The sequence below is a fragment of the Labrenzia sp. THAF82 genome (assembly GCF_009363435.1).
GTDB classification, from domain to species: domain Bacteria; phylum Pseudomonadota; class Alphaproteobacteria; order Rhizobiales; family Stappiaceae; genus Roseibium; species Roseibium porphyridii.
Window position 1 is genome coordinate 6,051,626 of record NZ_CP045354.1, and the last position, 24,824, is coordinate 6,076,449.

24 protein-coding genes are annotated in these 24,824 nt (G+C 55.5%); 12 read left to right on the forward strand and 12 right to left on the reverse strand.

The annotated features are described in order from the left end of the window. Positions 1 to 41: 41 nt before the first annotated feature. The 5 genes from FIV00_RS27825 to FIV00_RS27845 form a co-directional block, all read right to left on the reverse strand. Positions 42 to 2,378, reverse strand: coding sequence for a DUF4962 domain-containing protein (locus FIV00_RS27825; RefSeq protein WP_152503747.1), 2,337 nt, complete (start codon positions 2,376 to 2,378; stop codon positions 42 to 44). 65 nt (positions 2,379 to 2,443) lie between these two features. After that, positions 2,444 to 4,006 (reverse strand): extracellular solute-binding protein, encoded by a 1,563-nt coding sequence (locus FIV00_RS27830; protein ID WP_152503748.1) that lies wholly within the window; start codon positions 4,004 to 4,006, stop codon positions 2,444 to 2,446. A gap of 27 nt (positions 4,007 to 4,033) precedes the next feature. Further along, the gene (locus FIV00_RS27835; protein ID WP_152503749.1) at positions 4,034 to 4,915 is read right to left on the reverse strand and encodes a carbohydrate ABC transporter permease; all 882 of its coding nucleotides are present in this window, start codon (positions 4,913 to 4,915) and stop codon (positions 4,034 to 4,036) included. Positions 4,916 to 4,928: 13 nt separating this feature from the next. Continuing rightward, positions 4,929 to 5,915: a sugar ABC transporter permease gene (locus FIV00_RS27840; RefSeq protein WP_152503750.1), complete on the reverse strand. Its 987-nt coding sequence runs from the start codon at positions 5,913 to 5,915 to the stop codon at positions 4,929 to 4,931. A 2-nt stretch (positions 5,916 to 5,917) separates the two neighbouring features. Next, positions 5,918 to 7,018, reverse strand: coding sequence for an ABC transporter ATP-binding protein (locus tag FIV00_RS27845; RefSeq protein ID WP_152503751.1), 1,101 nt, complete (start codon positions 7,016 to 7,018; stop codon positions 5,918 to 5,920). A gap of 636 nt (positions 7,019 to 7,654) precedes the next feature. Here FIV00_RS27845 and FIV00_RS27850 point away from each other — a divergent pair. Next, the gene (locus FIV00_RS27850) at positions 7,655 to 8,371 is read left to right on the forward strand and encodes a ribonuclease activity regulator RraA (RefSeq protein WP_152503752.1); all 717 of its coding nucleotides are present in this window, start codon (positions 7,655 to 7,657) and stop codon (positions 8,369 to 8,371) included. A gap of 26 nt (positions 8,372 to 8,397) precedes the next feature. Continuing rightward, positions 8,398 to 9,078 (forward strand): FadR/GntR family transcriptional regulator, encoded by a 681-nt coding sequence (locus FIV00_RS27855; protein ID WP_209006736.1) that lies wholly within the window; start codon positions 8,398 to 8,400, stop codon positions 9,076 to 9,078. Positions 9,079 to 9,231: 153 nt separating this feature from the next. On the opposite strand, the gene FIV00_RS27860 is transcribed toward FIV00_RS27855, so the two are convergent. Beyond that, the gene (locus tag FIV00_RS27860) at positions 9,232 to 9,579 is read right to left on the reverse strand and encodes a cupin domain-containing protein (protein ID WP_152503753.1); all 348 of its coding nucleotides are present in this window, start codon (positions 9,577 to 9,579) and stop codon (positions 9,232 to 9,234) included. A gap of 222 nt (positions 9,580 to 9,801) precedes the next feature. On the opposite strand from FIV00_RS27860, the gene FIV00_RS27865 reads away from it, so the two are divergent. Then, on the forward strand, positions 9,802 to 10,218 hold the full coding sequence (locus FIV00_RS27865) for a heme-binding protein (RefSeq protein WP_247649299.1): 417 nt from the start codon (positions 9,802 to 9,804) through the stop codon (positions 10,216 to 10,218). A gap of 148 nt (positions 10,219 to 10,366) precedes the next feature. On the opposite strand, the gene FIV00_RS27870 is transcribed toward FIV00_RS27865, so the two are convergent. Then, the gene (locus tag FIV00_RS27870; protein WP_152503755.1) at positions 10,367 to 11,398 is read right to left on the reverse strand and encodes an L-idonate 5-dehydrogenase; all 1,032 of its coding nucleotides are present in this window, start codon (positions 11,396 to 11,398) and stop codon (positions 10,367 to 10,369) included. A gap of 7 nt (positions 11,399 to 11,405) precedes the next feature. Further along, complete coding sequence (locus FIV00_RS27875) at positions 11,406 to 12,353, reverse strand: 2-hydroxyacid dehydrogenase (RefSeq protein ID WP_152503756.1); 948 nt, start codon at positions 12,351 to 12,353, stop codon at positions 11,406 to 11,408. A gap of 85 nt (positions 12,354 to 12,438) precedes the next feature. Here FIV00_RS27875 and FIV00_RS27880 point away from each other — a divergent pair, with 85 nt between their 5' ends. The 5 genes from FIV00_RS27880 to FIV00_RS27900 all read left to right on the forward strand — a co-directional run bounded on the left by FIV00_RS27880 (position 12,439) and on the right by FIV00_RS27900 (position 16,047). Continuing rightward, on the forward strand, positions 12,439 to 13,206 hold the full coding sequence (locus tag FIV00_RS27880; protein WP_152503757.1) for an SDR family oxidoreductase: 768 nt from the start codon (positions 12,439 to 12,441) through the stop codon (positions 13,204 to 13,206). Then, on the forward strand, positions 13,206 to 13,706 hold the full coding sequence (locus FIV00_RS27885; protein ID WP_152504490.1) for a gluconokinase: 501 nt from the start codon (positions 13,206 to 13,208) through the stop codon (positions 13,704 to 13,706). The genes FIV00_RS27880 and FIV00_RS27885 overlap by 1 nt, the downstream gene beginning before the upstream one ends. Next, a complete protein-coding gene (locus FIV00_RS27890; RefSeq protein WP_152503758.1) occupies positions 13,703 to 14,590 on the forward strand; it encodes an NAD(P)-dependent oxidoreductase in 888 nt (295 codons plus the stop codon). The genes FIV00_RS27885 and FIV00_RS27890 overlap by 4 nt, the downstream gene beginning before the upstream one ends. After that, on the forward strand, positions 14,587 to 14,919 hold the full coding sequence (locus FIV00_RS27895; protein ID WP_152503759.1) for a hypothetical protein: 333 nt from the start codon (positions 14,587 to 14,589) through the stop codon (positions 14,917 to 14,919). The genes FIV00_RS27890 and FIV00_RS27895 overlap by 4 nt, the downstream gene beginning before the upstream one ends. A 111-nt stretch (positions 14,920 to 15,030) precedes the next feature. Then, complete coding sequence (locus tag FIV00_RS27900) at positions 15,031 to 16,047, forward strand: LacI family DNA-binding transcriptional regulator (protein ID WP_152503760.1); 1,017 nt, start codon at positions 15,031 to 15,033, stop codon at positions 16,045 to 16,047. Between the two features lie 7 nt (positions 16,048 to 16,054). Here the strand turns inward: FIV00_RS27900 and FIV00_RS27905 are convergent, their stop codons facing one another. From FIV00_RS27905 to FIV00_RS27915, 3 genes are read right to left on the reverse strand one after another with little or no spacing between them, the layout of a single operon-like run. Then, positions 16,055 to 17,038 carry a DctP family TRAP transporter solute-binding subunit gene (locus tag FIV00_RS27905; RefSeq protein WP_152503761.1) on the reverse strand — a complete coding sequence of 328 codons (984 nt, stop codon included), beginning with the start codon at positions 17,036 to 17,038 and terminating at the stop codon, positions 16,055 to 16,057. Between the two features lie 17 nt (positions 17,039 to 17,055). Further along, positions 17,056 to 18,336, reverse strand: coding sequence for a TRAP transporter large permease subunit (locus FIV00_RS27910; protein WP_152503762.1), 1,281 nt, complete (start codon positions 18,334 to 18,336; stop codon positions 17,056 to 17,058). After that, a complete protein-coding gene (locus FIV00_RS27915; RefSeq protein ID WP_209006737.1) occupies positions 18,333 to 18,821 on the reverse strand; it encodes a TRAP transporter small permease in 489 nt (162 codons plus the stop codon). The genes FIV00_RS27910 and FIV00_RS27915 overlap by 4 nt, the downstream gene beginning before the upstream one ends. 153 nt (positions 18,822 to 18,974) lie before the next feature. On the opposite strand from FIV00_RS27915, the gene FIV00_RS27920 reads away from it, so the two are divergent. Then, positions 18,975 to 19,967, forward strand: a complete 993-nt coding sequence (locus tag FIV00_RS27920; RefSeq protein WP_152503763.1) for a LacI family DNA-binding transcriptional regulator — start codon at positions 18,975 to 18,977, stop codon at positions 19,965 to 19,967. 18 nt (positions 19,968 to 19,985) lie between these two features. Here the strand turns inward: FIV00_RS27920 and FIV00_RS27925 are convergent, their stop codons facing one another. Next, positions 19,986 to 20,933, reverse strand: coding sequence for a LacI family DNA-binding transcriptional regulator (locus FIV00_RS27925; protein WP_152503764.1), 948 nt, complete (start codon positions 20,931 to 20,933; stop codon positions 19,986 to 19,988). 208 nt (positions 20,934 to 21,141) lie between these two features. Between FIV00_RS27925 and FIV00_RS27930 the strand changes: the two genes are divergently transcribed. The 3 genes from FIV00_RS27930 to FIV00_RS27940 are packed head-to-tail and all read left to right on the forward strand — an operon-like array spanning position 21,142 to position 24,757. Further along, on the forward strand, positions 21,142 to 22,650 hold the full coding sequence (locus FIV00_RS27930) for a sugar ABC transporter ATP-binding protein (RefSeq protein WP_247649300.1): 1,509 nt from the start codon (positions 21,142 to 21,144) through the stop codon (positions 22,648 to 22,650). 11 nt (positions 22,651 to 22,661) lie between these two features. Further along, the gene (locus tag FIV00_RS27935; RefSeq protein WP_152503766.1) at positions 22,662 to 23,684 is read left to right on the forward strand and encodes an ABC transporter permease; all 1,023 of its coding nucleotides are present in this window, start codon (positions 22,662 to 22,664) and stop codon (positions 23,682 to 23,684) included. Positions 23,685 to 23,707: 23 nt separating this feature from the next. Continuing rightward, on the forward strand, positions 23,708 to 24,757 hold the full coding sequence (locus FIV00_RS27940) for a substrate-binding domain-containing protein (protein ID WP_152503767.1): 1,050 nt from the start codon (positions 23,708 to 23,710) through the stop codon (positions 24,755 to 24,757). Positions 24,758 to 24,824 lie beyond the last annotated feature (67 nt).

The following is a 24,824-nucleotide window of genomic DNA, read 5'->3' on the forward strand; positions in this document are numbered from 1 at the left end:
TGGGTGTTGTTCACGGACCTGCCGGTCTCGTGTTCTTTGGTTCAGGCTTTCGCCAGTTTCTCGATGACAACCTTGAAGGACCTCTCCTGCGCGTCGGAGAAATAGAGGTCGCAGTCGTATCCCTGGTCGTCGAGGAAGTGAAATACGCGTCTGGGATCATCTGCCGGATAGGGAACCAGCAGTGCAGCGACGCGGTGTCTTGTCGATTTCGGAAAACTCGCCTTCAGGCAAGTGCTGACCGGCAATCCTTCATAGTCGCCCTCATCCACACCTGGGAATCCGGTTTCCTGCGAAAGCGTTGCAGCTCCTGCTTCCGACCAAAGAAACTGGACATAGAATCCGGCCTTTTCACCGGAGTACCTGAAACTGGTATCGCCCAGTTCGAACGGTGCATTGGCATGCAGCAGCCAATCCACCGAGACCGGAGCATCGCTGTCGATGCTGTCGACAATCACGAAATAGCTTTCATGCACGAAATAGATTTCCCGCTCCACTTTCTGGAGAGAAGGGGTCAGGCTCCGATAGGCAGCGGTCGCATTGCCGCGCATATAGATGTGATCTTCGCGCTGCTCTGCGATTTCGATGCAACCTGTTGCCTGCATCGCCCTGGCCTTGTCCCGATCGGCATATTGGCCCTTTCCATCGATCAGGATCGCGTTTTTGGAACGGGTTTGACGCCGCCAGTTTCGGTGCATGGAGCTGTTGAAGGCAACGTAGTGTCCGGACTGTATCGCGAGGTCCTCGCCGAAGGCCGACAGACAGAAGGCGTTCTGGTCACCGTGGCTGTGACTGATGGAGCCGAAGGGCGATGACTTCATCACGAAGTGAATGTGCTCGTCCGGATCGTCCATCTTGTGCTGGATCGCAGCCCAACCGATGCCCTTGAACCACCTCAGCTTGTCGTTGTCACCTGGAGCTGACGGTTCAATCGATGGCCAATCGCTTCGATACATCAGGTCGTCAAAATTGAGGTCCCACCAACCGTAATTGTAGAAAGCCATTTCAGTGCCGGGATCGTTCCGTTTCACCTCTTCAAAAAACCATTGATAGGCCGGATTTCCGGTCACACCGGCGAATTGCCGCAAATTGTAGCCTACCTTCAGACACGGCAGGTCACCCATCGTGCTGTCATCGCCGAAAGTGGCACGGCGCGTATCGGGCGCTTTGGTATAGAGCGGGAAATCTCCGGTCTTGTGGAAGAAAGGACGACTGTAAAGATCTATACCCGTGTAGTTTTTCAGAAGGTTGGCCGCATCAATCAGATAGGCCATACCGGTCATCCAGTAATGCGGTCCTTCAGCCCAGCCGCCATCCGCATCGCCCCAGGGTGAATAGACGCTGAACAGAAACTCGATCGAACAGTCGAGCCAGTCTCTTGCCTCCTCGCAGCCTTCTTCGTCCAGCAGAACGAGACTGGCAGGGATCAGGACAGCGGAGACCGCACGCACGGCATGGCTGTCAAAGGGAAAGATGTGAATGTTGGCGTGCTTGAAAACGTGATGGGCTATTTCGCGCGTGCGCGTCAGCAATGCGGTTCTGACTTCTTCACGCTCAGTTTCACTTAAGTCACCGTGAAGCCAGTCATACCCCCATGCGAGAGCAAGCGTGACGCGGAACGCCCATTCATCGGTATAAGCGCGCGACGTCGTGCCCGCAGGATCCCAACTTGCAGCAGCGAGCAACCAGTCCTTCGCCTTAAGCCGCAAGGGCTCTTCTTCCAGGACATGCCCTGCAATGGCAAGATGCCGGATCGCGTAAATGAGTTCCTGGCAGTCGATATAGGTCTGACGCCAGATCGGTGCGGTGCGCTGGTTGTTCGGATAAGGAGACGGTTCAGCCATGACCGGACGATCCATCCAGGGCCGGACCGATTTTTCAAAAAAGACTGACCAGCCGCAATGATCGGCATCAGCAGCAACGGCTTTGCGGAAAGTCGGCAAGGTCTCGATCGTAAGCCAAAGCCGCGGGTGCGCGCGGCTGCAGTGATCGTATCGCGTGGCAGCAGCGGCAAGCGGTGAGCGAGGCAGATCGGCTGGAATGTCAAATTGCCGAATGGTGCTCCATTGAGAGGCGGGACACCTGGCGCCTTCGTCCCAGATCGCATAGCTCCAATAGTATGTTCCAGGTTCCAGCACCTGGTCGGGCGTGAAGAAATTTCGTTTCAGGTTTTCAAAGATGGTCGTGTCACCTGCGGGAAAATCCGGACTTGAGGAAACCCGCAAAACGTAACGCGCACTCTCTTCGATGTCCGGGATCCAGGTAAATCTGGGCGGAACTTCGTCGACAGTCGCGCCGTTGGCAGGCCCGTATTGAATGTTCAGACGCCCAGCTTTCGGCTGGTCCAAAAATCCCGGTTTCAGATCACTATTCACTGACATGACACTTCTTTGCTCGCAGGAAAAGGTCATCCGCCTTGTGGCGAACGACCTGTTAAGCGATTGTTTTACTTATTATACTGACGTTCATAAGCGGACTGCATGACTTCAAGCACGTCGTTCAGACCGAGTTTTTCCAACTGGGCGAGGTAGTCGTCCCATTCGGCCTCCACGTCACCATTGCCCAGGATCCAGCTTTGCTGCCGCTCCAGCATGTAGTCTCGGATCGAGCTCCAGTGTTTGTCATAGACTTTCTGCTCGTCCGCATCGAAAGCCACGCCAAGGAACTGATCGATCAGGTAGTCTCCTTCGTCGTAAAGCGCGATGCCTTCGAGGGCATATTCGTTCGACCACTGGATCTCATAACCATAATCCTGGAAGTAGCCGCGGCTCTGTAGCTGTGAGCCGATCTGGTAGAGCGAGCGGTTTACAGGGCCAGCATCCAGAAACTCCTGCTTGAAGACCGCCTTGCCGTCGACCATGTCGTAATGCATGCCTTCAACGCCGAAGTTCGCCAGACGACGGCCTTCTTCTGTGAACCAGAAGTCAAAATACTTGATGGTCTCGATAGGGTGTTCGTTGGTGTGACCGATCGCCCATCCGTCCGGTTTGATCGGGATACGGCGATGCTCCTCGATGCGCTTGCCCGAGATCGAGGCAGGTGGCGCCATCGCCTTGAATTCGAACCCTTCGATATCCGAGGACAAACGATTGTAGCCGGAGGTCGACGCAAACCAGTCGTGGGTTGCTCCTCCGAGGTTTTCCGACAGGAGGAAATCACGCGCCGAGCTGCCACGGGTAAAGATCTCCGCATCAATGAGCCCTTCGGCATACCAACGCGCCAGGTTCTTGACACCTTCGCGGTAGCCTTCTTCCGCGTAAGGGTGTTTCAACTGGCCATTGTCGACATAGAAATCGTGGTAGGTATCGGAGCCGGACGACCGGCCATCCCAAAGCGTGACGAGGCGAATGAGCTCAGGCCACTGACGGGCGAAATAAGGCACTTCATCCGCTTCGCCGTTGCCGTTGGGGTCCTGGGTCTTGAACGCACGCAGCACCGCTTCGAAGTCTTCGACCGTTTCCGGAACGTCCAGCCCCAGTTTTTCGAGCCAATCGGTTCGGATCCAGTAGGCGCGCCCGTACTTCCCGTCCGGCAGATAGGGGATGTAGTACATCTGGCCGTCGGCCGCCGAAATCGCAGCAGCAATCTCCGGCCGCTCGTCGAAATACGCCTTCAGGTTAGGCGCGTGCTCTTCAATCAGGTCGTTCAGCGGCAGGAATGCGCCTTCCGGGCCGTACTGATTGACAAAATCCTTGATCCGGCTGGAGCCGACGATGTCCGGGATCTTTCCCCCGGCGAGCATCAGGTTCAGGGCTTCCGTGCGTCCGGTGTTCTCATCGGTGCGCATGTTGGCGCCAACAGTCACGTCGATCAGGTGAACGTTGGTCCATTCCCGGGCCTGTTGTTCCACCGGCCAGTCTTCCTTGTAGACTGGATATCGTGCGTGATTCATCTGGATCGTCAGTTCCAACGGCTCACCTTCGACAATCTTGAGGTGGTCGTCCGCCAACGAGGGTGTCGTCAGGGCAGTTGCGGCCAAGACAGCTGCCGACAAGGTAAGTTTACGCATGGTTTCCTCCCTTTGCGTTCATTGCGACTACTCTTTGACCCCTCCGAGAAGAATTCCCTTCTCGAAATATTTCTGAATGAAGGGGTAGACGATCAAAACCGGGATGATGGAGCAGACGATGATTGCGGCAGTCACGGTTTCGGCGCTGAACCCTGCCGCGGTTTGCACGATTGCGAATTCGTCGTCATCGCTGAGATTTGAAATCGTGTGCCGCAGAAATACCTGCAGTGGGATCTTGTCCTCACTCTGCAAGAGCACCATCGCCCAGAAGAACCCGTTCCAGCGCGACACGATGCAGAAAAGTGTGATGGTCGCGATGGCCGGTTTGCTGAGGGGCACAAACACCTTCCAAAGAACCTGAAAGTCATTGGCCCCATCCATCCGTGCGGCCTCTTCAAAGCTTTTCGGTATCGCTTCGAAGAAATTTCTCAGCAAGATGACGTTGAAGGCATTCACGGCGAAGGCGAGAATGATGCCAAACATGCTGTCCAGCAGGTTCAGGTCCCGCATATTCAGGAAAAACGGTATCAGCCCCGCGTTGAACCACATGGTGAAGGCGATGAAGAGGTTGAAGAACCTGCGCCCCTTCAGTTGCGGCCGCGAAAGCGCGTACGCGCCTGGAATGATGAACGCAAGGCTCATCACTGTTCCACCGATCGTGTAGATGAAGGTGTTGCGGTAGGAGATCCAGAATTGCGGGTCCTTGAGGATATATCCATAGGCCTCGAGCGTCGCATCGATCGGTGTGAGAACCACCTTTCCTGCCTGCGCTGCAAATCCGGAACTGAAAGACACCGCCGCGATATAGATAAACGGGTAAAGCGTCGCGACCGTGAACATGCCGATCAGGACCGAGACCACGATGGCGAAGAATTTGTCGCCGCGAGAGTAAAGGTTCCAATTCATCATTGATCCGCCTCCTCTACCAAAGCGACGTGCGCGAGAAGCGCCGCGACAAGGTGTTGGCCGTCATCACCAGAACAAAGGCGACAACTGCGTTGAAGAGACCTGCTGCTGCAGCCAGGTCGTACTGACCCGATTGCAGACCCTGCCGATAGATCCAGGTATTCACGACATCGGCAGTTTCATAGGTTGCGGGCTGGTAAAGCAGAATGACCAGCTCGAAAGACACTTCCATGATGTTTCCGATACGGATGATCAGCATGATCAGGATCGTCGGCAGGATCGACGGGATCGTGATCTTCCACATCATTTGCCACCGGTTAGCGCCGTCCACGACCGCACTTTCATAGAGCGATGGATTCACGCCTGCGATTGCTGCCAGGAACACGATCGACCCAAAGCCCGCCTCCTGCCAGATGCCCGTCCCTATGAAGATCGGCCGAAACCATTCCGGCTGGGTGAGGAAGTAAATCGGGTCAAGTCCGAACCAACTGATGACAGTGTTCACGATGCCGGCGGTCGGCGAGAAGGCAGTGATGACGATGCCGGCAATAATCACCGAAGAGATGAAATGCGGCAGATAGACAATGGTCTGCGCTGTCCTCTTGTAGCTCGCGTTCAGAACCTCATTGAACATCAAAGCCAGAATGATCGGCGCCGGGAAACCGAACAGAAGGTTGAGCGCGCTGATCGTGACCGTGTTCTTGATCGCACGAAGGAACTGATCATTGGCAAAGAGTGTCTCGAAATGCTCCAACCCGACCCAGGGACTGCCTGCAATGCCGCGAAAGATCGAGTAGTCCTTGAACGCGATCTGCAGACCGTACATCGGCTTGTAGAGGAAGACGATGAACCAGATGATCATCGGCAACAGCATGAGGTAGAGTTGCCATTCGCGCCTCAGATGCTCGACGATTGCTTCGAAACGGTCATTGACGGCCTCGTGCTCTTCAGAGCTTGTGACGCCGCTTGGCGTTAGCTGTCGCTCCTTTTCATGGACCGACATGATCAAGCTCCCGCCTCAAGAGGAAGGGAGCGACCTGTTTCTGCGTCAAACAACTTCATGAGATCGGGTCTGACATGAAGCGTGTCCACGCCGTTCAGATGGCCCACGTCGCCAAGTGTTTCGACACGCGCAACAAAGGACATGCCGTCGAGATCTGTGTGCAACAAGGCTTCCGATCCCAGCGTTTCCACCAGGTCGAGATTGACATTGATCGGGAAGGATCCCGGAACTTCGTTGACGGTGACATGTTCCGGGCGAACTCCCAGAATGACCGGTCTGCCCGTTTCATGTCTGAGGGTTTCCGATTGGGGCAACTTGACCTTTATTCGTCCAACCTGCGCCAGAGGGCCGCTATCACCAGCTTCCAGAAATCCATGAAGCTGGTTCATCGGCGGTGAGCCGATAAATCCGGCAACAAACCTGTTTGCTGGGTTGTTGAACAAATCCATCGGTGTTCCGATTTGTTCGATCACACCCTGGTTCATCACCACGATACGGTCGGCGAGTGTCATTGCCTCAACCTGATCGTGGGTCACGTAAATGCTCGTGACGCCGAGCCGTTTGTGAAGCCGCTTGATTTCGGCACGCATCTGGGTCCGTAGCTTGGCGTCGAGGTTGGAAAGTGGTTCGTCGAACAGGAAGACCTTCGGGTGCCGTACAATTGCCCGGCCCATGGCAACACGCTGACGCTGTCCACCAGAAAGGTCAGAAGGTCTGCGTGCAAGGTATTCCGTCAGACCCAGGATCTCCGCAACGTCGTGCACGGCCTTCCTGATTTCAGCTTTTGGAACCTTTCGGATCCTGAGACCAAACGCAATATTCTCGGCAACATTCAAATGCGGATAGAGAGCGTAATTCTGAAAGACCATGGCAACGTCCCGATCCTTGGGCGCAACCTTGTTCACGACGCGGTCATCAATGGTGAGTGTCCCGCCGGTGATTGTTTCCAGTCCGGCAATCATGCGCAGTGTCGTGGATTTACCGCAGCCGGAGGGACCGACCAGCACCACAAACTCCTTGGGATCAATCCTCAGATCTATCCCATGCACGACCTGAAGCGCCCCGTATTTCTTCACAATTTTGCTAAGGACAACTCCGGACATGCTTCCTCCCTGGAAGCCGGACAACCGCCAATCAGCCATAGCTCATCGTTCGGGCGATAGAGGCTCGCCCGGCATTGTCCGACTTACAAATTCAAACATTTTTCGATCTCTTGGCCCTTGCCCAACTCCCAATCAGGCTCCGCCGCGTATCAAGAGACCGCTCGCACGTATTTTGAACATCCGCCAGACCCAACCTTTGAGTTGAGCCAGACATTTGTTTTAATTCATGTTTCAGACCTTCGCCTTTGACGATCATCGCGTCTGGTCGTTCGCGCGGCACAGCGACACATCACCTCGCCTTTCGGTGCGCCACGCATTCAGCCTTACAAGATGCAGGAGCACATATCAAGACTAATTTTTACAAATAAATTACAAAAATGCCTTTCATAAAAAACTTCAGAACAAAATCACCTCCTGAAACAAAGTCGCCAAACGCTTGAGAAAGTTTCCGTTACCTATTAAACATCTGTTTTAATTGATGAAATTTTTCAACATGCCTCAAATACCGATGAATTGGCGACAAGTCTCTCGTCGAATTTCGATTTTTACAAATTATTGACAAGTTGGAAAGCGACAGTTATTCATCGGGATATGACCCAGCCAAGCGAAAACTGCCGAAACGGTGGAACCCACGCCATGAGCGGATTGAGCACCGAAACTCACGAGAAACTGTTGCGAGTGAGCACAGCAACTCTGACAACAGTCATGTTCAAACGTGGACTTCGGAACATATTCCTGCAAGGCCTGCACCGGCTTCGCAAAGGACCGAACATGGTTGGTCCGGCCTATACGCTGCGCTACATTCCGGCACGTGAAGACCTGGACAATCTGGATTCCTTTGCCGACAGGACAAATGCCCAGCGCAAGGGTGTCGAGGAATGCCCTCACGGAGCTGTTTTTGTCATTGATTCCCGAGGGGATGCCTCCGCAGCATCCGCCGGCTGTATCCTTGCCATGCGCCTTCAGGCCAGAGGATGCGCCGGTGTCGTCACCGATGGCGGATTTCGCGACACGCCGGAAATTGCCGAACTCGATATGCCCGGTTATCATTCTAGACCGAGCGCACCGACCAACCTGACGAAGCATCATGCTGTTGCGGTAAATGATCCGATTGCATGCGGCGGCGTTTCCGTGTTTCCGGGCGATATTATTGTTGGCGACAACGAGGGAGTTGTTTGCATACCGAAACATATGGCAAATGAAGTTGCGAACGAAGCTGCCGAAATGACGGTCTTCGAAGACTTCGTGATGGAGATGGTGAAACAAGGCGCATCAACATTCGGGCTCTATCCCCCGACTGATCCGTCTACCGAAGACAGGTTTATAGTGTGGCGGCAGAAAAACGGACGGTAAATCAAACCCACTTGAGTGAACGACAGGTGCGGGACAGAACCCTGTCCGATCGCGCCTATGAAAACATCCTGTCCAAAATCATGGATGGTGACATTCCAGTTGGCGGCAAACTTCCAACTGAGCAGGTTCTTTCAAGTGAACTCGGAGTTTCCCGCCCCGTCCTGCGCCAGGCGCTGAAACAGTTGCGCGAAGATGATGTGATCGTGTCCCGCCAAGGGTCGGGATCTTTTGTGAAACGGCGCCCTGAAGGCGCTATTCTCGATTTTGCCCCAATCGGCTCGATTGCCGACATTCAGCGTACTTTCGAATTCCGGGCAGCCGTGGAAGGGGAAGCCGCCTATCTGGCCGCTGAAAGGCGCACGGATTCAGATCTGAACGAACTGCGCGCTTCTCTTGCGGAACTTGACCGCTGTATCGCCGAGGGTGAACTGGGCGTAGCTGCAGACGAGGTCTTTCATGTTGCGGTCTGCAACGCTGCAGACAACAAGTATTTTGTCGCGGCACGGTCTTCCATGAAGTCAAATATCCTGACGGGCATGAACTTGACCCGCAATCTTTCACTCACCAAGCCACAAGACCGTATGAAGCTGGTTCAAGCTGAGCACTATGAGATTTTCGAAGCCATCGAAAAAGGCGACCGAGACTCAGCGCGCAACGCTATGCGGGCCCATGTTGAAAACGCACGCAAGCGCATTTTTGAAGGCTAGTCGTTCCCGTTGGATCGAAACCAATACACCGCAACGGACTGCGTGAGCCAGTCTTGAGCCGAGAGGCCGGAAACCGAAGCAGCTGCCGCCAGCCCTTACACAAGTGCAGGACCAACGACAGCTGTTCTTTCCTCGGGAGGGAAATCAATTGGGTTAGGTTTGAGGCCACCCATGAGCTTCCAGAAAGTCGTCGCGGCGCGGTGTGAAGGCGTCCAGGAGGCTGCCTGCCTCTTCACAGACACAGGAATGAACGGCGTTTGACGGAATGACCATCGCATCGCCAGGACCAAGCACTTTGGTCTGCCCCTCCACCGTGAACCGAAAGCGTCCGGAGGCAACATAGGTCGTTTGCAGATGAGGATGATTGTGCGCTGCGCCCTCACCGCCTTTTTCAAATCGGAACTCGACCATCATAATGTCCTTGTCTTCACAAAGAATGCGCCGTTTCGCGCCTGGTCCACTGTCCATCCATTCAGAGGCTGCATCGGAATTTACAATCATGTCGCCGCCTATTTGTAAAATTTGTATCTGATTTGTTTAATTTGTAAACAAATTCTGCTCCACATGCAATTGAAAAGTCGTGGTCCCGTGGCAACCACTTGGCGGGCGATATTTCGCCACCAGCTTTTCCGGCCACCACGGGCACTGGCTTGCACCTTTCAGGGCTTGCAAGTCACGCACAAAACGGCAAAATGTTATCGATATCATTTTGGAGAAAGCGCCGTGGAAACGACACAGACAACCCAAATCCTGACCCATCAGGGTGCCTTGAAACTCTTGACGGCTGCTGTCGCCAAAGCTGAAGAAATCGGTCAGCCACAATGCATCGTCATCGTGGATGCGAGTGGTGAAGTCCTGGCGGAAATCCGCATGACCGGAGCAAAATTCCTGAGCCGAAAAAGTGCTCTTGCGAAAGCATTGACAGCGTCCTCCATTGGCTCTGCCACCGTCAATATTCCAGAAGAGGTCCGCGCACTGATCGGGCTCGCAACTGGTGGAAACGTGACAGGGCTTCCGGGCGGAATGCCGATTGTCGTCGACGGCACGGTGCTAGGCGGGATCGGTGTTGGCTCCGGGTCGGGGCAACAAGACATTGAAGTCGCGCGTGCCGCGCTTGCGGCCATTGGAGCTGAAACCTGAGGGTGCCGGCTTGTTGATGGAGCGCCGCTTAAACACAAATTACGGGTCTCTCTAACGGGTATCTTGCCCGTTTGCGCTGTCCAGGCCGGGCCTCTCAAAAGGAAGGCCCGGCCAGAACGATATGTCAGAGCAGCTGTGTCGCAGTTTCTCAGTTAAAGGCGATCTGCGCCTTCACGGCCTGGCTGCGATCCCCGGCTGTCTTGAAAGCCGCGACGGCATCGCTGAGCGGGAATGTCTGGGTGATGAACGGCTTGACATCAATCAGGCCCTTTTGCATCAGACTGACACCGGTGAAGAACTCTTCGTGGAACCGAAAAGAGCCCTTCAACGAAAGCTCCTTGGCCGTCAACGCCATCATTGGCACCGGCATGTCACCGCCTAGACCAAGCTGGACAATTGTGCCGCCCGGTTGCATGGCCGAAATACCGGATGCGAGCGCCGGGGCGGCTCCTGAACACTCAAAGAGAACATCGAACGTACCCTTGTCGGCGAAATAACCTTCAAGCCCTTCCGGAGTTTCAGCCATGTTGATGACGCGATCGGCACCAGCAGCTTCAGCCTTGGACAGCGTGAAGGCACTGAGATCCGTTGCAACGATGAGGTCCGCACCGGCGCGACGCGCCGCGAGGATGCACAAGATCCCGATCGGGCCGCACCCTGTCACCAGGACAGACTTTCCAAGCATGCTGCCGGCATTGCGCACGGCATGCAGACACACAGCGAGCGGCTCTGCCATGGCCGCTTCTCCAGGAGACAGTCCGTCAGCTGGTGCGCATTGCGAAGCATCTGCGACAAGAACTTCGCGAAATGCTCCCTGAATGTGCGGAAAAGGCATAGCGCTGCCGTAGAACCGCATATTCAGGCACTGATTGAATTGCCCCTCGTCGCAGAACCGGCAATTCCCGCACGGTCGTGACGGCGATACGGCGACCAGCTGTCCAATGGACAGGCCTGAAACGCCTTCGCCCAGCGCGGTGATATGGCCTGCAACTTCATGACCGAGGATCATTGGCTCTTTCAGGCGAACAGGTCCAAAGCCGCCATGGTTGTAGTAGTGCAGATCGGAGCCGCAAATGCCGCCTCTCGCAAGTTCGATCTGAACCTCACCCGGACCGGGAGGCACAACGCTCTGCTCCTCAATGCGCAGGTCTTCGGCTGCGTGTATCACTATGGCTTTCATGATGTCCTCACAGCACAGGCGTCAATAGATCGCGACCATCGAAATGAGCTTTCAGATTGTCACGTACCAGCTTGCCCATGGCCTTTCTGGTTTCGACGGTACCGGAGGCGTGGTGCGGCTGTAAGAGCACGTTGTTCAATTCCAGAAACCGCGGATTCAGTGCTGGCTCGCCCTCAAACACGTCAAGGGCAGCTGCTCCGAGGCGTCCGTTTTCAAGCGCATCCAGCAATGCGTCCTCGTCGATATTCGACGCACGGCTGATATTGATCACCATGCCTTGCGGGCCGACCGCCTCGATCACCTGACTGTTGACGATATGCCGGGTTTCCGCTGAGGCTGCGAGAGTGACAAAGAGGAAGTCCGAGTGACGTGCCAGTTCGACGGCATCGGGCACAAATGTCCAATCTGCAGCATAATCCTTCGGGCCGATGTCGCTGTAGGCGATATCAAGATCGAAGCCGGCAAGCCTTTTGCCAACTTCATAACCAATCCGGCCGAGGCCGAGAATGCCGGCCTTCTTGCCCCAGACGCGGCTTTTGAGAGGATAGAGCCCCTTTGCGGCCCAACTGCCATCCTTGACCCAGGTTTCTGCTCCGACAATTCCGCGCGATTGCGCGAGCATCATGGCAACACCAAGGTCGGCCACATCGTTGGTCAGCACGTCAGGTGTGTTGGTCACGCGTATATTGCGTTCCCGGCAGGCTTGAAGATCCACCGCATCAAACCCGACGCCATAAACAGAAATGACCTCCAGGTTGGGACAGGCCTCGATCATCGCCCTGTCTGCACCCAGCTCTCCGCGCGTTGCGATCCCTTGGATGCTCTCGCCAACCGAAGACAGAAAGGCTGCAGCGTCTGATGCCTCGAACAGCTTATGCATGTGAAAACTTTCCTGAAGCGGGATCTGATCCCACTCCGGATACGGACCGACTTGAAGAATGTCGGGTTTGCTCATTGGCACGCTCCCTACTTGACAACTAATGTTATCGATAACATATTCGAAAAAACTGTCAATCAATTCGCGACAAAAAGGAAATTCGATGAGCCTTTCACTGTTTGATCTGTCCGGTAAACGGGCGCTGATTACCGGCTCTTCGCAAGGAATCGGCTTTGCTCTGGCGCGTGGCCTCGCGGCTTCAGGCGCCAAGATCGTTTTGAACGGCCGTTCGGCGGACAAACTTGCTGCGGCAGCCACTCAGCTTCGCTCGGAGGGCTTCAACGTTGAAGAGCTGTTGTTCGATGTGACCGATCACGATGCCGTTCGCAAAGCTGTCAATGATTTCGAAGCGGCCACAGGTCCCATCGATATTCTCGTCAACAATGCGGGCATGCAACACCGCACACAGCTGGAAGACTTTCCGGCAGATGCGTTTGAGCGCTTGCTCCAGACCAACATTGCCTCTGTTTTCCATGTCGGACAGGCGGTTGCACGCCACATGATCACGCGCGGAGCCGGCAAGATCGTCAATATCTGTTCTGTTCAAACGGCGCTCGCACGTCCCGGCATCGCACCCTATACAGCGACAAAGGGAGCGGTAGCGAACCTGACCAAAGGTATGGCGACCGACTGGGCCAAGCATGGTCTGCAGTGCAACGGGCTCGCACCAGGGTATTTCGACACGCCACTGAACGCAGCCCTGGTGAATGATCCTGAATTCAGCGCCTGGCTGGAAAAACGCACACCGGCCGGCCGCTGGGGCAAAGTTGAAGAGCTGGTCGGAACCTGTGTGTTCCTGTCCTCCGATGCTTCCTCCTTCGTCAACGGCACGACCGTCTTTGTCGACGGTGGCATTTCGGCGTGTCTGTGATGGTTGCCTATGTCGTCATGGGCGTATCGGGTTGCGGCAAATCGGAAATCGGTCGTGGTTTCGCGCGTGCGATCGGTGGGACATTTGTTGATGGAGACGATCTCCACCCGGAAGAGAACATTGCAAAAATGGGCCGCGGCGAGCCTCTGACGGATGATGATCGCGCGCCTTGGCTGGACAAGGTCGGAGACAGGCTGAAGGACGCGGACACACCAACAGTCATCGCCTGTTCAGCACTCAAGCGTATCTACCGCGAACGTATTTCCGACAGAGCCGAACGACCTGTGACTTTTCTTTATCTGGAAGGCTCGCGTGAAATTCTCACCAGCCGCATGAAGAATCGATCGGGGCACTTCATGCCTGTTGCCTTGCTGGACAGCCAGCTCGCGACGCTGGAACCGCCTGCCGCGGACGAAATGTTCGTCTCTGCGTCAATCGATCAAACACCGGACATGGTGATTGCCGCCTTGTTGTCCGGACTTCGAAGGGAAACAAAATGAGCGAAAAAGCAGCTCTAATCGGCGCTGGTGCCATGGGAGGTGCAATCGGAATGCGCCTTCTGGAAACCGGTAATTCACTGACCGTATTCGATCTGGACGCCGAAAAAGTTTCTGCGCTGGTCGAAAAAGGTGCCACTGCCGCAGCCTCGGCTGCCGAAGCGGCGTCCCAGGCGGACTTTGTGGTCACAAGCCTGAATTCGCCCAAGATCGTCGAGATCGCCGTTTTTGGCGAGAACGGCGTTTCTTCCGGCGCACGGCCTGGCACTCTCATCATCGACATGTCGTCCATCGACCCGGATGCGACCAAGGCTCTGGCGGCACAGGCCGCCGACGCAGGTTTGCGATGGGTGGACAGCCCACTGTCTGGCGGTGCGCCAAAGGCCTTGATCGGCGAGCTGACGCTGATGGCCGGTGGTGCTGAAGCTGACGTTCAGGATGCACACCGGCTCCTGAAACATGTCTCCAGCAACTACACTCATATGGGCCCGGTTGGCGCCGGTCAGACGACCAAGCTTATCAACCAGGTCCTTTGTGGCCTCGGTTTTCTGGCCGTCGCAGAAGCAACCCAGCTCGCGCTGGATGCCGGAGTCGACGCACAAAAGATCCCCACAGCGCTGAAAGGTGGCCGGGCAGACAGTGCCATCCTGCAGGAATACATGCCCCGTTTCGTCGACAAGGATTACCGGCGCACGGGTCGGATCGACAACATGGTCAAGGATCTCAACGGCGCGCAGGATCTGGCACGCCGGACCCATACTGCAATGCCGCTGACGGCCTTGTGCGCTGAGGTGCACAGGATGCTGACATCTGCCGGACTTGGCGGTGAAGACCAGGCCGCGCTGATGGAATTTTTCAAGGGACCCGACAAGGAGCAATTTAAATGATCACTCGTTTCGCGCTTTTCGAGGGCAGCATCAAGACAGGCCGGACAGACGCGTTCAGATCTGCGGTAACCGAACGCCTTGTTCCTCTGTGGCGGCAATTTCCCGGCAATACGGATGTGCGGGTAATGTTCGGTGAAGAACGGGACGAAGGCGCTCCGGAATTCCCGCTTATCCTGGCCATAACCTATCCTGACAAAACCGCGATGGCGGGTGCACTGGAAAGCGCAGCCCGCAACGAATCGCGCGAAGTCACCGGCGAAATAGTGGCTGAGTTTTTCGATGGCCGCATTCATCACCACGTAACCGAGGCCAACGAATACACAGGCTGAAACCGCCGAATTCTTGGTTTCGTTAGAGCGCATGGTCAGCCGACGGCAGTCTTGTTTGCAGTTGCTTGTGCGTTCTGACAGTTTTACGCCTGTTTTGAGAGCGGAGGGCGTATGCAACGACCTGTTACAATGAAGGATGTCGCTGAAAAGGCGGGCGTTTCCGTAATGACCGTCAGCCGTGCCTTCAAAAAGCATGCATCGGTCGGTGAGAAGACGCGGAAACGCATCCTGCAGATCGCCGACGATCTCGGATATGTTTTCGACAGCACTGCGGCGACCTTCAAGTCTCAGCGCACCGGATTTGTCGCCGTGACGATCCCTTCCATCAACAATGCAAACTTTGCCGATACGGTCGGCGCGCTTTCCGAAGTTCTCAAGAATTCGGATCTGCAAGTGCTCCTTGGGTATTCCAACTACGACATTCGAGAAGAGGAGCGGATTGTCGAGCAGTTCCTGAAACGGCGGCCTGAAGCCATTGTGCTCACAGGCGGGCGCCACACAACGCGAACACGCCAACTCCTTGAAAGAGCCAAAATCCCCGTTATCGAGACCTGGGATCTGCCTGAAGACCCGATAGGCCACGTTGTCGGGTTTTCCAATTCGGCCACCATGCATGACCTTGTCGGGCATCTGGTCAAAACCGGTCGAAAACGCATCGCCTTTATCGGAGGGGATACCGACGGTGACACGCGTGGTGCTGACCGTCGCCGCGGTTTCATCGACGCCATGAACCGGCACAAACTGTCGAAGGATCGATTGATCGGCGCAGGAGAACCACCGATTTCAATGCGCGAAGGCGCTGACGCGATGTCCCTGCTCTTGAAGAATTACCCGGATACGGACGCTGTTATTTGCGTTTCGGATCTGTCGGCGTTCGGTGCTTTGACAGAATGCATGCGCAAAGACGTAAGAGTGCCTGAGGACATCGCCATTGCCGGCTTCGGCGCTTACGACATCTCATCAGTCTGTGTGCCGACACTAACGACGGTCGATCCGCATCCGGTCGAAATCGGTCAAAAGGCAGGAGAAATCATTGTCTCGCTGCTGCGCGGCACGGGTGACAATGACAGCGGCCCGATCCGCTTGGAGATCGGGCCACAGCTGAGCATTAGACAATCGAGTTCTTAGGCGTCGATTAATTTTGCGACGCTGCGAGAATGGCGTTTACAAGCGTGTCGCCATTTTGCTCGATAAAGGCGTCCCATACAGGCTTTACCTTGTCCTGAAATGCCGCTCCATCCACGTCGCGGTTGACCTTCATTCCGGCTTCCTCAAGCGCGGTGATCATTTCGTCTTCCTTGGAGATGCTCAACTCGCGCTGCATGGCGACAGCTTCAGCGGCAACCTCAAGTACAGTCTTTTGCTGCTCTTCGGTCAATCCATTGAACTTGCTCAGGTTCATGGCAACCGCCAAGGGCGAATAGGCATGCTGTGTCATGCTCAGATAGTCCTGAACCTCATAGAACTTGAAAGACAGTGTGACCCCAATCGGATGGTCCTGACTGTCGACAACTCCAGTTTCCAGGGCGGTATAAAGCTCTGCCACCGGGATTTGCTGTGGGTTCGCATCCAGCGCGGCGAACATGTCGTTGAGCGCTTTGGAATTGTTGACACGCATACGCAATCCCGCAACATCGTCAGGTGTGCGGATAGGGCCTTTGTTGTTGGTCATGTTGCGGTAGCCGTTTTCGGGAAACCCAAGCCCCTTCAGGCCATGATCTTCGAATTTTGCAAGAACGCTCTGACCAACGTCTCCATCCAGAACCGAGTAAGCTGTCTCGCGCGTCGGGAACATGAATGGCAGCGTGAAGGCAGCCGACTCCGGCATCAGACCGGAAAAGTTATTGAGGCCGACCATGACGACATCGATGATGCCCGCACGCGCGCCATCGATCATGGTCGCGTCATTTCCAAGCTGCCCTTGAGGAAAGATCTGAACCTTGACCTCGCCGTTGGTACGCGCATCGACTTCCTTTTGAAAGAACTTCGCAAGATCCTGCTGCAGATCGGTCTCAGGTGCTGCGTGTGCAAACTTGAGTGTGACTTCTGCTAGCGACGATGTTGCCATGCTCAGTGTCAGGAACGTGGCCAGACCAATTTTTGTCAGGTGATTTTTCATTGAGAATTCCTCCCTACTCAGCCGATGAACCATTTCATCGGGACTGTGATGATGCTCGGGAACGCAACGAAGAGTGCGAGGAGCACCAGATATGCAGCGATGAAAGGCCAAGAGCCTTTGACCGCCGCTGACATCGGCACACGGCCGACGCCGCAAACGACGTTCAGGACAGTTCCAACTGGAGGAGTGATCAGTCCGATGGAGCAGTTGATGACGAACATCAGTCCGAAATAGACAGGATCGATGTTGGCCAGTTTGACCACCGGCATGAGCAGCGGTACCAGGATGAGGATCGTTGGCGACAGATCCATCACCATCCCGACGCACAGCACCAGTATCATGATCACGGCCATCAGCAGACGCGGGTTCTCAACCAACGGGCCGAGCAAGGTCGCCAGTTGTTGCGGCAGTTGCGCAACGGTGATGAGCCAAGCGGCCACCATGGCGCAGCCGACCAGAAACATCACCATGGCCGTCGAACGTCCCGCGTTCACGAGTATCTGGAAGAACCCCTGCAGCGTCATTTCACGGTAGATCACCGTTGAAACCAGGATCGCGTAGACGGCTGCAACCACTGCTGCTTCCGTTGGAGTGAAGACACCGAAGCGGATGCCTCCAATGATGATGACCGGCAACAACAGCGCCCAGATGCCATCCTTGAATGCGGCGATCCGTTCTTCAGTCGTCGCCCGCTCCAGCGTTTCGATGTTTTCGTGCCGCATGAGCACATTCCAGACCAGCATCAGCGCGACACCCATCATCAGGCCGGGAACGATGCCGCCCAGGAAGAGGTTCTTGATCGAAATATTTCCGGCAACCCCGATCAGGATCAGCGGCAGTGAAGGTGGGATCACGGGCGCAATGATCCCGCCTGACGCCAGCAGGCCAACCGAACGACCGCTTGGATATCCGGCCTTTTGCATCATCGGATAAAGGATCGCGACGAGCGCTGCCGCGTCAGCGACAGCCGAACCTGAAAGGCCCGCAAGAAGGATCGCCGTCAGAATGGCGACATAGCCGAGGCCGCCACGCTTGTGACCGATCAAGGAAACCGCCATGCGCACTATGCGCTTGGACAATCCGCCGGTGGACATCACTTCGCCAGCGACCAGAAAAAACGGAATTGCAAGCAGCGGGAAACTGTCGACACCGTTGATGAGCGCCTGGGCAAGGATGTCGGCGCTGAACAGATTCAGTTGAAGCATCAGCGCGATTGCCGCCAGGAGCAGGGCAAAAGCAACCGGCAATCCGAGAAGAATAGCGCCGATGAGGACGCTCAGAAACAGAAGGAGGGTCAATGACTTTCCTCCTGTTCTTCATCGAAGTCCAACGCGTCCGGAAAAAAGACACGCACAGCAGCGATGACGGTCATCAAGACGGCGGAGACAACGCCGGCAAGATAAAACAGGGCGGATGGCAACCCGGTCAGCTGCGAGATATTGTTCCAGTTTGCGTTCATCTGACGAAACGCACCCCAGAACAGCATCAAGACTGCGACCAGAATGACGAGGTAGGCCAAGCGACGCAGCAGCGGTACAAGCTTTGGAAACAGCACCTCGGAAAATTCCGTCACTGCAAGGTGTTCACTTCGGCGCAGAACCACAGCCGCGCCAAGCATGACAACCCAGACAAGTCCCAATCGTGACAGCTCGACAGATGGTCGCAATCCGGATGAAAAGCCGTATCGCAAGACCACATTTGTAAAAACCAGCACAATCATCGCCAGGAGCAGCGCTGCCATCGTCCAGTCAATGAAGCGCCATAGCCACCGCCAGTAAACCAATCTGTCCTCCCGAAAATCGATCACTCAAGTGCAAATTTGCCTTTAGGTTATCGATAACCTTATTACGAGTTATCGATAACAAATTCGATTGTCAACTCAGCTAAGACAGTTATTTTGTCACAGAGGACGGGCACCCGGGTTGGAGGAAAATGTATGGTCACGCTAGAGGACGTCGCCAAGTTGGCGAATGTCAGCACCATGACTGTTTCGAAGGTTTTGCGGGGTACTGGCGCTATCTCCAAGCAGACGCGAACACGCGTTTTCGAAGCTGCCGACCAACTCGGGTATGTTCCAAATCGACTCGCCGGCTCGCTCAGTGCGCGCAAGAGCATGCTGGTCGCGGTGCTGATCCCATCCATAGCCGATACGGTTTATGCCGAGATCATAAGCAGCCTTCACAGCCTCCTCGATCAAGCCTCGCTCTCAATCTTCATTGCGGAAAGTCTCATGGACCCTGATGTGGAAGAACGTCAGGTCCAGGAACTCCTGAGCTTGCGACCGGCATTTCTGGTACGCAGTGGTGGCATCGCCTCCACTGAGCGCACCAAAATACTTCTTCAGCGGTTCGGAGTTCCTCACATTCAAATCTGGGATGGAGATGACCCGCAAGGGCAAGCCACCGTCGGCCCATCACATGTGGAAGCCGGGAAAATTGCAGCAAGCCACTTTCTGGAACTCGGGCTGCGCAAGGTCGCTTACATAGGCGCTGAAACGCATAAAGACATTTGTGCATCCCGGCGCATGGAAAGTTTCATAGGTGACATGACCGCAGCCGGTGCGGAAACGCGCGTTCTGACGGAACCCGACCTTCCGCGTCAGGCAGAGAGTGGAGAGCTCCTGACACATCGCTTGCTAGAAGACGGTTTGCAAGTTGACGGGATTTTTTATCTGAATGATGCAATGGCCATCGGAGGATTGAGGGTCCTCCTGAAGGCAGGCTTCCGAGTACCCGAGGATGTACGGGTCATGGGCTTCAACGGAACGTCGAGAGAACAGACGATCAACACAAGACTCACAACAATCAGCACAAATGGTCACGAGCTCGGGCAGACTGTCGCGAAGGCTATTCTCGAAAACATCGGCGGCCGATTGCCGAAAAGCTGCACGCTTTGCCCTGTCACGCTGGATTTGGGCAACACCACCTAACCTGAAGCTCACGTAACCTCAAACCGTATCTCCGGCGACAAGCGTGAAGCCGACATCAGAGACAGGCTCAAGCAGGTCGCCATTGATCCGCAAAAGCAGTTTTTCAGCCGCCAGCTGTCCGATGCGGAGATGATTTACCTGTACCGTGGTCAATCGATACGGCAGGACAGACGCAATCGGCAACTCGCCCCAACCTGCAATTCCCAGGTCGCCCGGTATGGAAATTTTCTGCGCTTCACAGAACTGGACAGCACCCACCGCCATATTGTCGTTCTGAAAGAATACAACCTCTACTGACGGATCCGCGGACAGAAGCTGCTCCGTTCCATAAAAGCCGGGGTAAAACCCCGGAATATCATTCAGGCAAAGCTGTTTAGTCAGACGGCCTCCGCCATCTTCAATAGCCTTCGCATATCCATGAAGCCGAGCTGTTGCAGCATTCGCGGTGTCGTGAGACGTGCCCACATAACCAAATTTCTGATAGCCCTTGGACAAAAGAAAACGGCCCATGTCATAGCCGCTGTCAAAGTGGTTGAGGCCGACGCACATGTCGATCGGGCTGGAATTCAGATCCCAGATTTCTACCAGCGGCACACCGGACCCGACGAGCAGTTGCAAAGCTCTTGGCGTATGCGCGCGGCCTGTCAGGATCAAGCCTGCCGGTTGCCAGGACAACACGGTCTCAACCCAGCTTTCCTCTTCGGCCAAGACATGCTGTGTCATGCCCAGAACAGTCTGATGATTGAAGCTCACCAGCTTCCGGTCGATCCCCTCCAGAACGTGTGTGAACACCTCATTGCCAAGGTCGGGAATGCTCACCCCTATAAAAGTCGATTTCTTGTCGCCGGCAAAGACGGTCGCCAGTCGGTTGGGCAGATACCCGAGCCGCTCGACCTCTGCCAAAACCTTGACGCGTGTCTTTTCGGAAAAACCACCTTCATCTCTGAGGACGCGACTGGCAGTCATCTTGGAGACGCCTGCCGCCCTGGCAACCTCAGCAAGGCTTACTTTATTGTTTTTACTAGCAATTTTCTGTTCAGACAAAATTTAAGTTACCGGTAACTTTTTTGATTGACTTACCCATATGACGAGTCAATGATAATGCCACGTTACCGGTAACTCAATGTCTGTCTTGGGAGAAGATGCACAGTCCGGTCGCGGCGGGAGGAAGATAGTGCCAGGCAGTTTACAAAACCGGCTGTTCTTTGACGGCATCCAAAAGCATTTCGGTGGGACTTACGCCGTTCGGGACGTTTCCCTTGCCGTAGACCGCGGCGAAATCGTCGCGCTTTTGGGCGAGAACGGCGCCGGTAAATCAACACTCATCAAGATTCTCGGCGGTATTCACAAACCCGACGCAGGGCGTGTTTTGATCGACGGCGAGCCTTACGAGCATCGCCCGGGTGGGTTTGGGCAACGTCAATCCGTCGCCTTCATCCACCAGGATCTGGGCATGATCGAGTGGATGACCGTTGCCGAGAATATGTCTCTTGCGCTTGGCTTTTCCAAAAAACTCGGTCTGATTAATTGGGGCAACGCAGAAAATTTCGCTGCTGAAGCCCTTAAGAAGGTCGGTTGCGATTTCGATCCAACAACCCGGGTGCAGGACCTTTCCAGAACGGAAAAGTCCCTCGTGGCGATTGCCCGTGCCCTTGCGGTCGATTGTGATTTCCTTGTTCTGGATGAACCGACTGCTTCTCTTCCGGCAGATGAGGTCAACCGCCTGTTCAATGCACTCAGGCCGCTTCGTGAACGCGGTGTCGGCATGATCTATGTGTCCCACAGGCTGGACGAGATTTTCCAGATCGCCGACCGTGTTGCGGTTCTTCGCGACGGTGTGCTTGTTGGCGTACGGGCCATACAGCACACGACAACGGAAGAACTCGTTCACATGATTGTCGGGCGCAAGACCCGTCAGGTCAGCAAACTTGCCGAAGCTCCCGGGAAACCCGTCCTTAGCGTGTCGAACCTGAAAACACACAATGCGGGACCGGTTGATTTCACGCTGCACCAGAACGAGCTGGTCGGGCTGGTCGGGTTGCGCGGCGCAGGTCATGAGCAGATTGCCAGGGCCCTTTACGGCATGGAAGATCATGAAGGCGAGGTTGTCCTGAACGGTCAGGGCAGCCCGGACCTTCGCAACGCCAAAACAGCGCTTGATTCCGGCATTGGTCTGGTCGCCCGAGACCGCACCGAAGAGTCCGTTGCCCTTCCCCTCACCATTCGCGAGAACACGTTTTTGAACCCGGCATCGACCGGACGGGGCCTCCTGTCTTTCCTGTCACCGGACAAGGAAACAAAGATGGCGGAGGAAATCGGCCGGGAAGTCGCACTGAGCCCAAACGACCAGTCGCTTGCCATTGAAGCGCTCTCGGGCGGCAACCAGCAGAAGGTTGTGATCGCCAGGTGGCTGGCGACAAAACGCAAGCTCCTGATCTGCGAAGACCCGACGGCCGGCGTTGATGTTGGCGCCAAGGCGGAAATCTATGCGCTCCTGAACAAGGCACTGCGCGAAGGCGTCGGGCTTTTGCTCGTGTCGACCGATTTTGAAGAAGTCGCAACGATCTGCCATCGCGCGATCGTCTTCAGCCAGGGCAAGATCGTTGAAGAACTCTCGGGCACCAAACTGTCCACGGAAAACCTGATTCAAGCGGCTTCGGCCAGCAATGCCGCAGCTGCCTAAGGATAAGAAACATGCAATCTCTTGAATCCAATGCACTGGAGCCGACCAAGGCGGAAATGGAAGGCCTGTCGCTGCGCAGCAGGCTTTTCAGGCTCCTGCCCGTTTATGGGCTCGTGATCCTGACCCTGCTTCTTATCCTGCTGTTTTCGATCCTGTTGCCGCGGACGTTCCCAACGCTCTTGAACCTGCGTGCGATCATTTCCGACAAAGCCATCATTGCGCTCCTGTCTCTTGGGGCAATGATCCCGATGGCGGCTGGACGGATCGACCTGACGGTCGGTTACGGCATCGTGCTCTGGCATATTCTCGCTATCAGCCTGCAAACCATGTTCGGCATCCCCTGGCCGGCCGCAGTCATGATCGTTCTGATGCTCGGTGCAATGACCGGTTTCTTCAACGGACTGCTCGTGGAAGTCGCCAAGATTGACAGTTTCATCGCAACCCTCGGCACCGGCACGGTACTTTACGCGATTGCACTTTGGCACACAGGTGGTCGCCAGGTGGTCGGTGTCTTGCCGGAAGGGTTTTATGCAGTTAATGGCACGTTCCTGTTCGGCCTGCCGATTACCGGGTTTTACGTGCTTGCCATTACCATCGCCATGTGGCTGGTGCTCGAATACACACCCATTGGCCGATACCTTTACGCCATCGGCGCCAACCAGCGTGCTGCCCAACTCAACGGCATTCCCACACGCAAATATGTCATCGGGTCCTTCATGGCGTCCGGGATGATGACTGCGCTTGCCGGAGTATTGCTGGCTTCAAAGCTTCGGATTGGTCAGGCGAGCGTCGGCCTTGAATTCCTGCTGCCTGCGCTGGTCGGTGCGTTCCTCGGATCAACAACCATCAAACCCGGGAGGGTCAATGTTTGGGGCACCGTTGTCGGTGTTGCCATCCTGGCTGTCGGGATCTCTGGCATCCAGCAATTTGGCGGATCGTTCTGGGTCGAGCCGCTCTTCAATGGCGTGACGTTGCTGATCGCGATCGGCATTGCCGGCTATGCGCAACGCCGCAAAGGCGCTGCGAAAAAATAAGAATTTTGCATAGGGAGGATAGAATGCAAAAGCGTGATTTTCTAAAGACCATCTTGGCAACAACAATGCTTGCAGGTTCCGTGTTGCCTGCATTTGCAGAGGCCGCATGGGACGGCCCGACAAGCGGCCCGGCGGGTGCTGATGGCAAGACCATCGTAGTGGTCGCAGCCGACCTCAAGAACGGCGGCATCCTGGGTGTGACCAATGGTGTTGAAGAAGCTGCCGACAAAATTGGTTGGGAAGTCCGCGTCCTGGACGGCGCAGGCTCTATCCAAGGCCGGACCGCTGCCATCGGTCAGGCTCTGGCACTTCAGCCCGACGGGATTGTCATTAACGGCTTTGACGCTGTTGAGCAGCAAGCTGCACTTGAAGGCGTTGTCTCAGCAAATATTCCAATGGTTGCATGGCACTCCGGTCCCAAGATCGGCTGTGACGCACCTGGAGGCATCTTCGCCAACATCTCAACCGATGCGATGACCGTTTCTGAAGTCGCTGCGAATTGGGCCATCGACGATGGCGGCAAGGATATCGGTGTGATTATCTTCACCGACTCCACCTATCAGATCGCGATCGACAAGGCTGATCGGCTGAAAGAAACCGTTGAAGCCGCCGGTGGCAAGGTTCTGGAATATGTCGACACCCCAATTGCCGACACATCGACCCGTATGGGCCCACTCACCACAAGTCTTTTGCAGAAATACGGAGACAGCTGGACCCATGCGCTCGCGATCAATGATCTCTATTTCGATTTCATGGGACCGGCGCTGACGTCTGCAGGAATTTCCGCCGCTGACGGCCCGCAGGCGGGTTCCGCCGGAGACGGTTCGGAAGCTGCTTTCCAACGTATCCGGACCGGTGGCTACCAGACGATCACCGTTGCTGAACCGCTTAACCTGCAAGGCTGGCAGCTTGTCGACGAGTTGAACCGTGCCGTGCAAGGGCAGCCTTGTTCCGGCTATGTCACTTCACCGGCTCTTGTGACCAAAGCAGGACTTGAGAAGATGGGTGACAGCAACTCCTTCGATCCCGATACGCCTTACCGTGAGGCTTACTCCGCCATCTGGGGCAAGTAAGCAATCACGAAGCGGGTCGCCTGACGCAGCCGCCAGGCGACCTGCTGACAAACGAGCAAAGCAACAA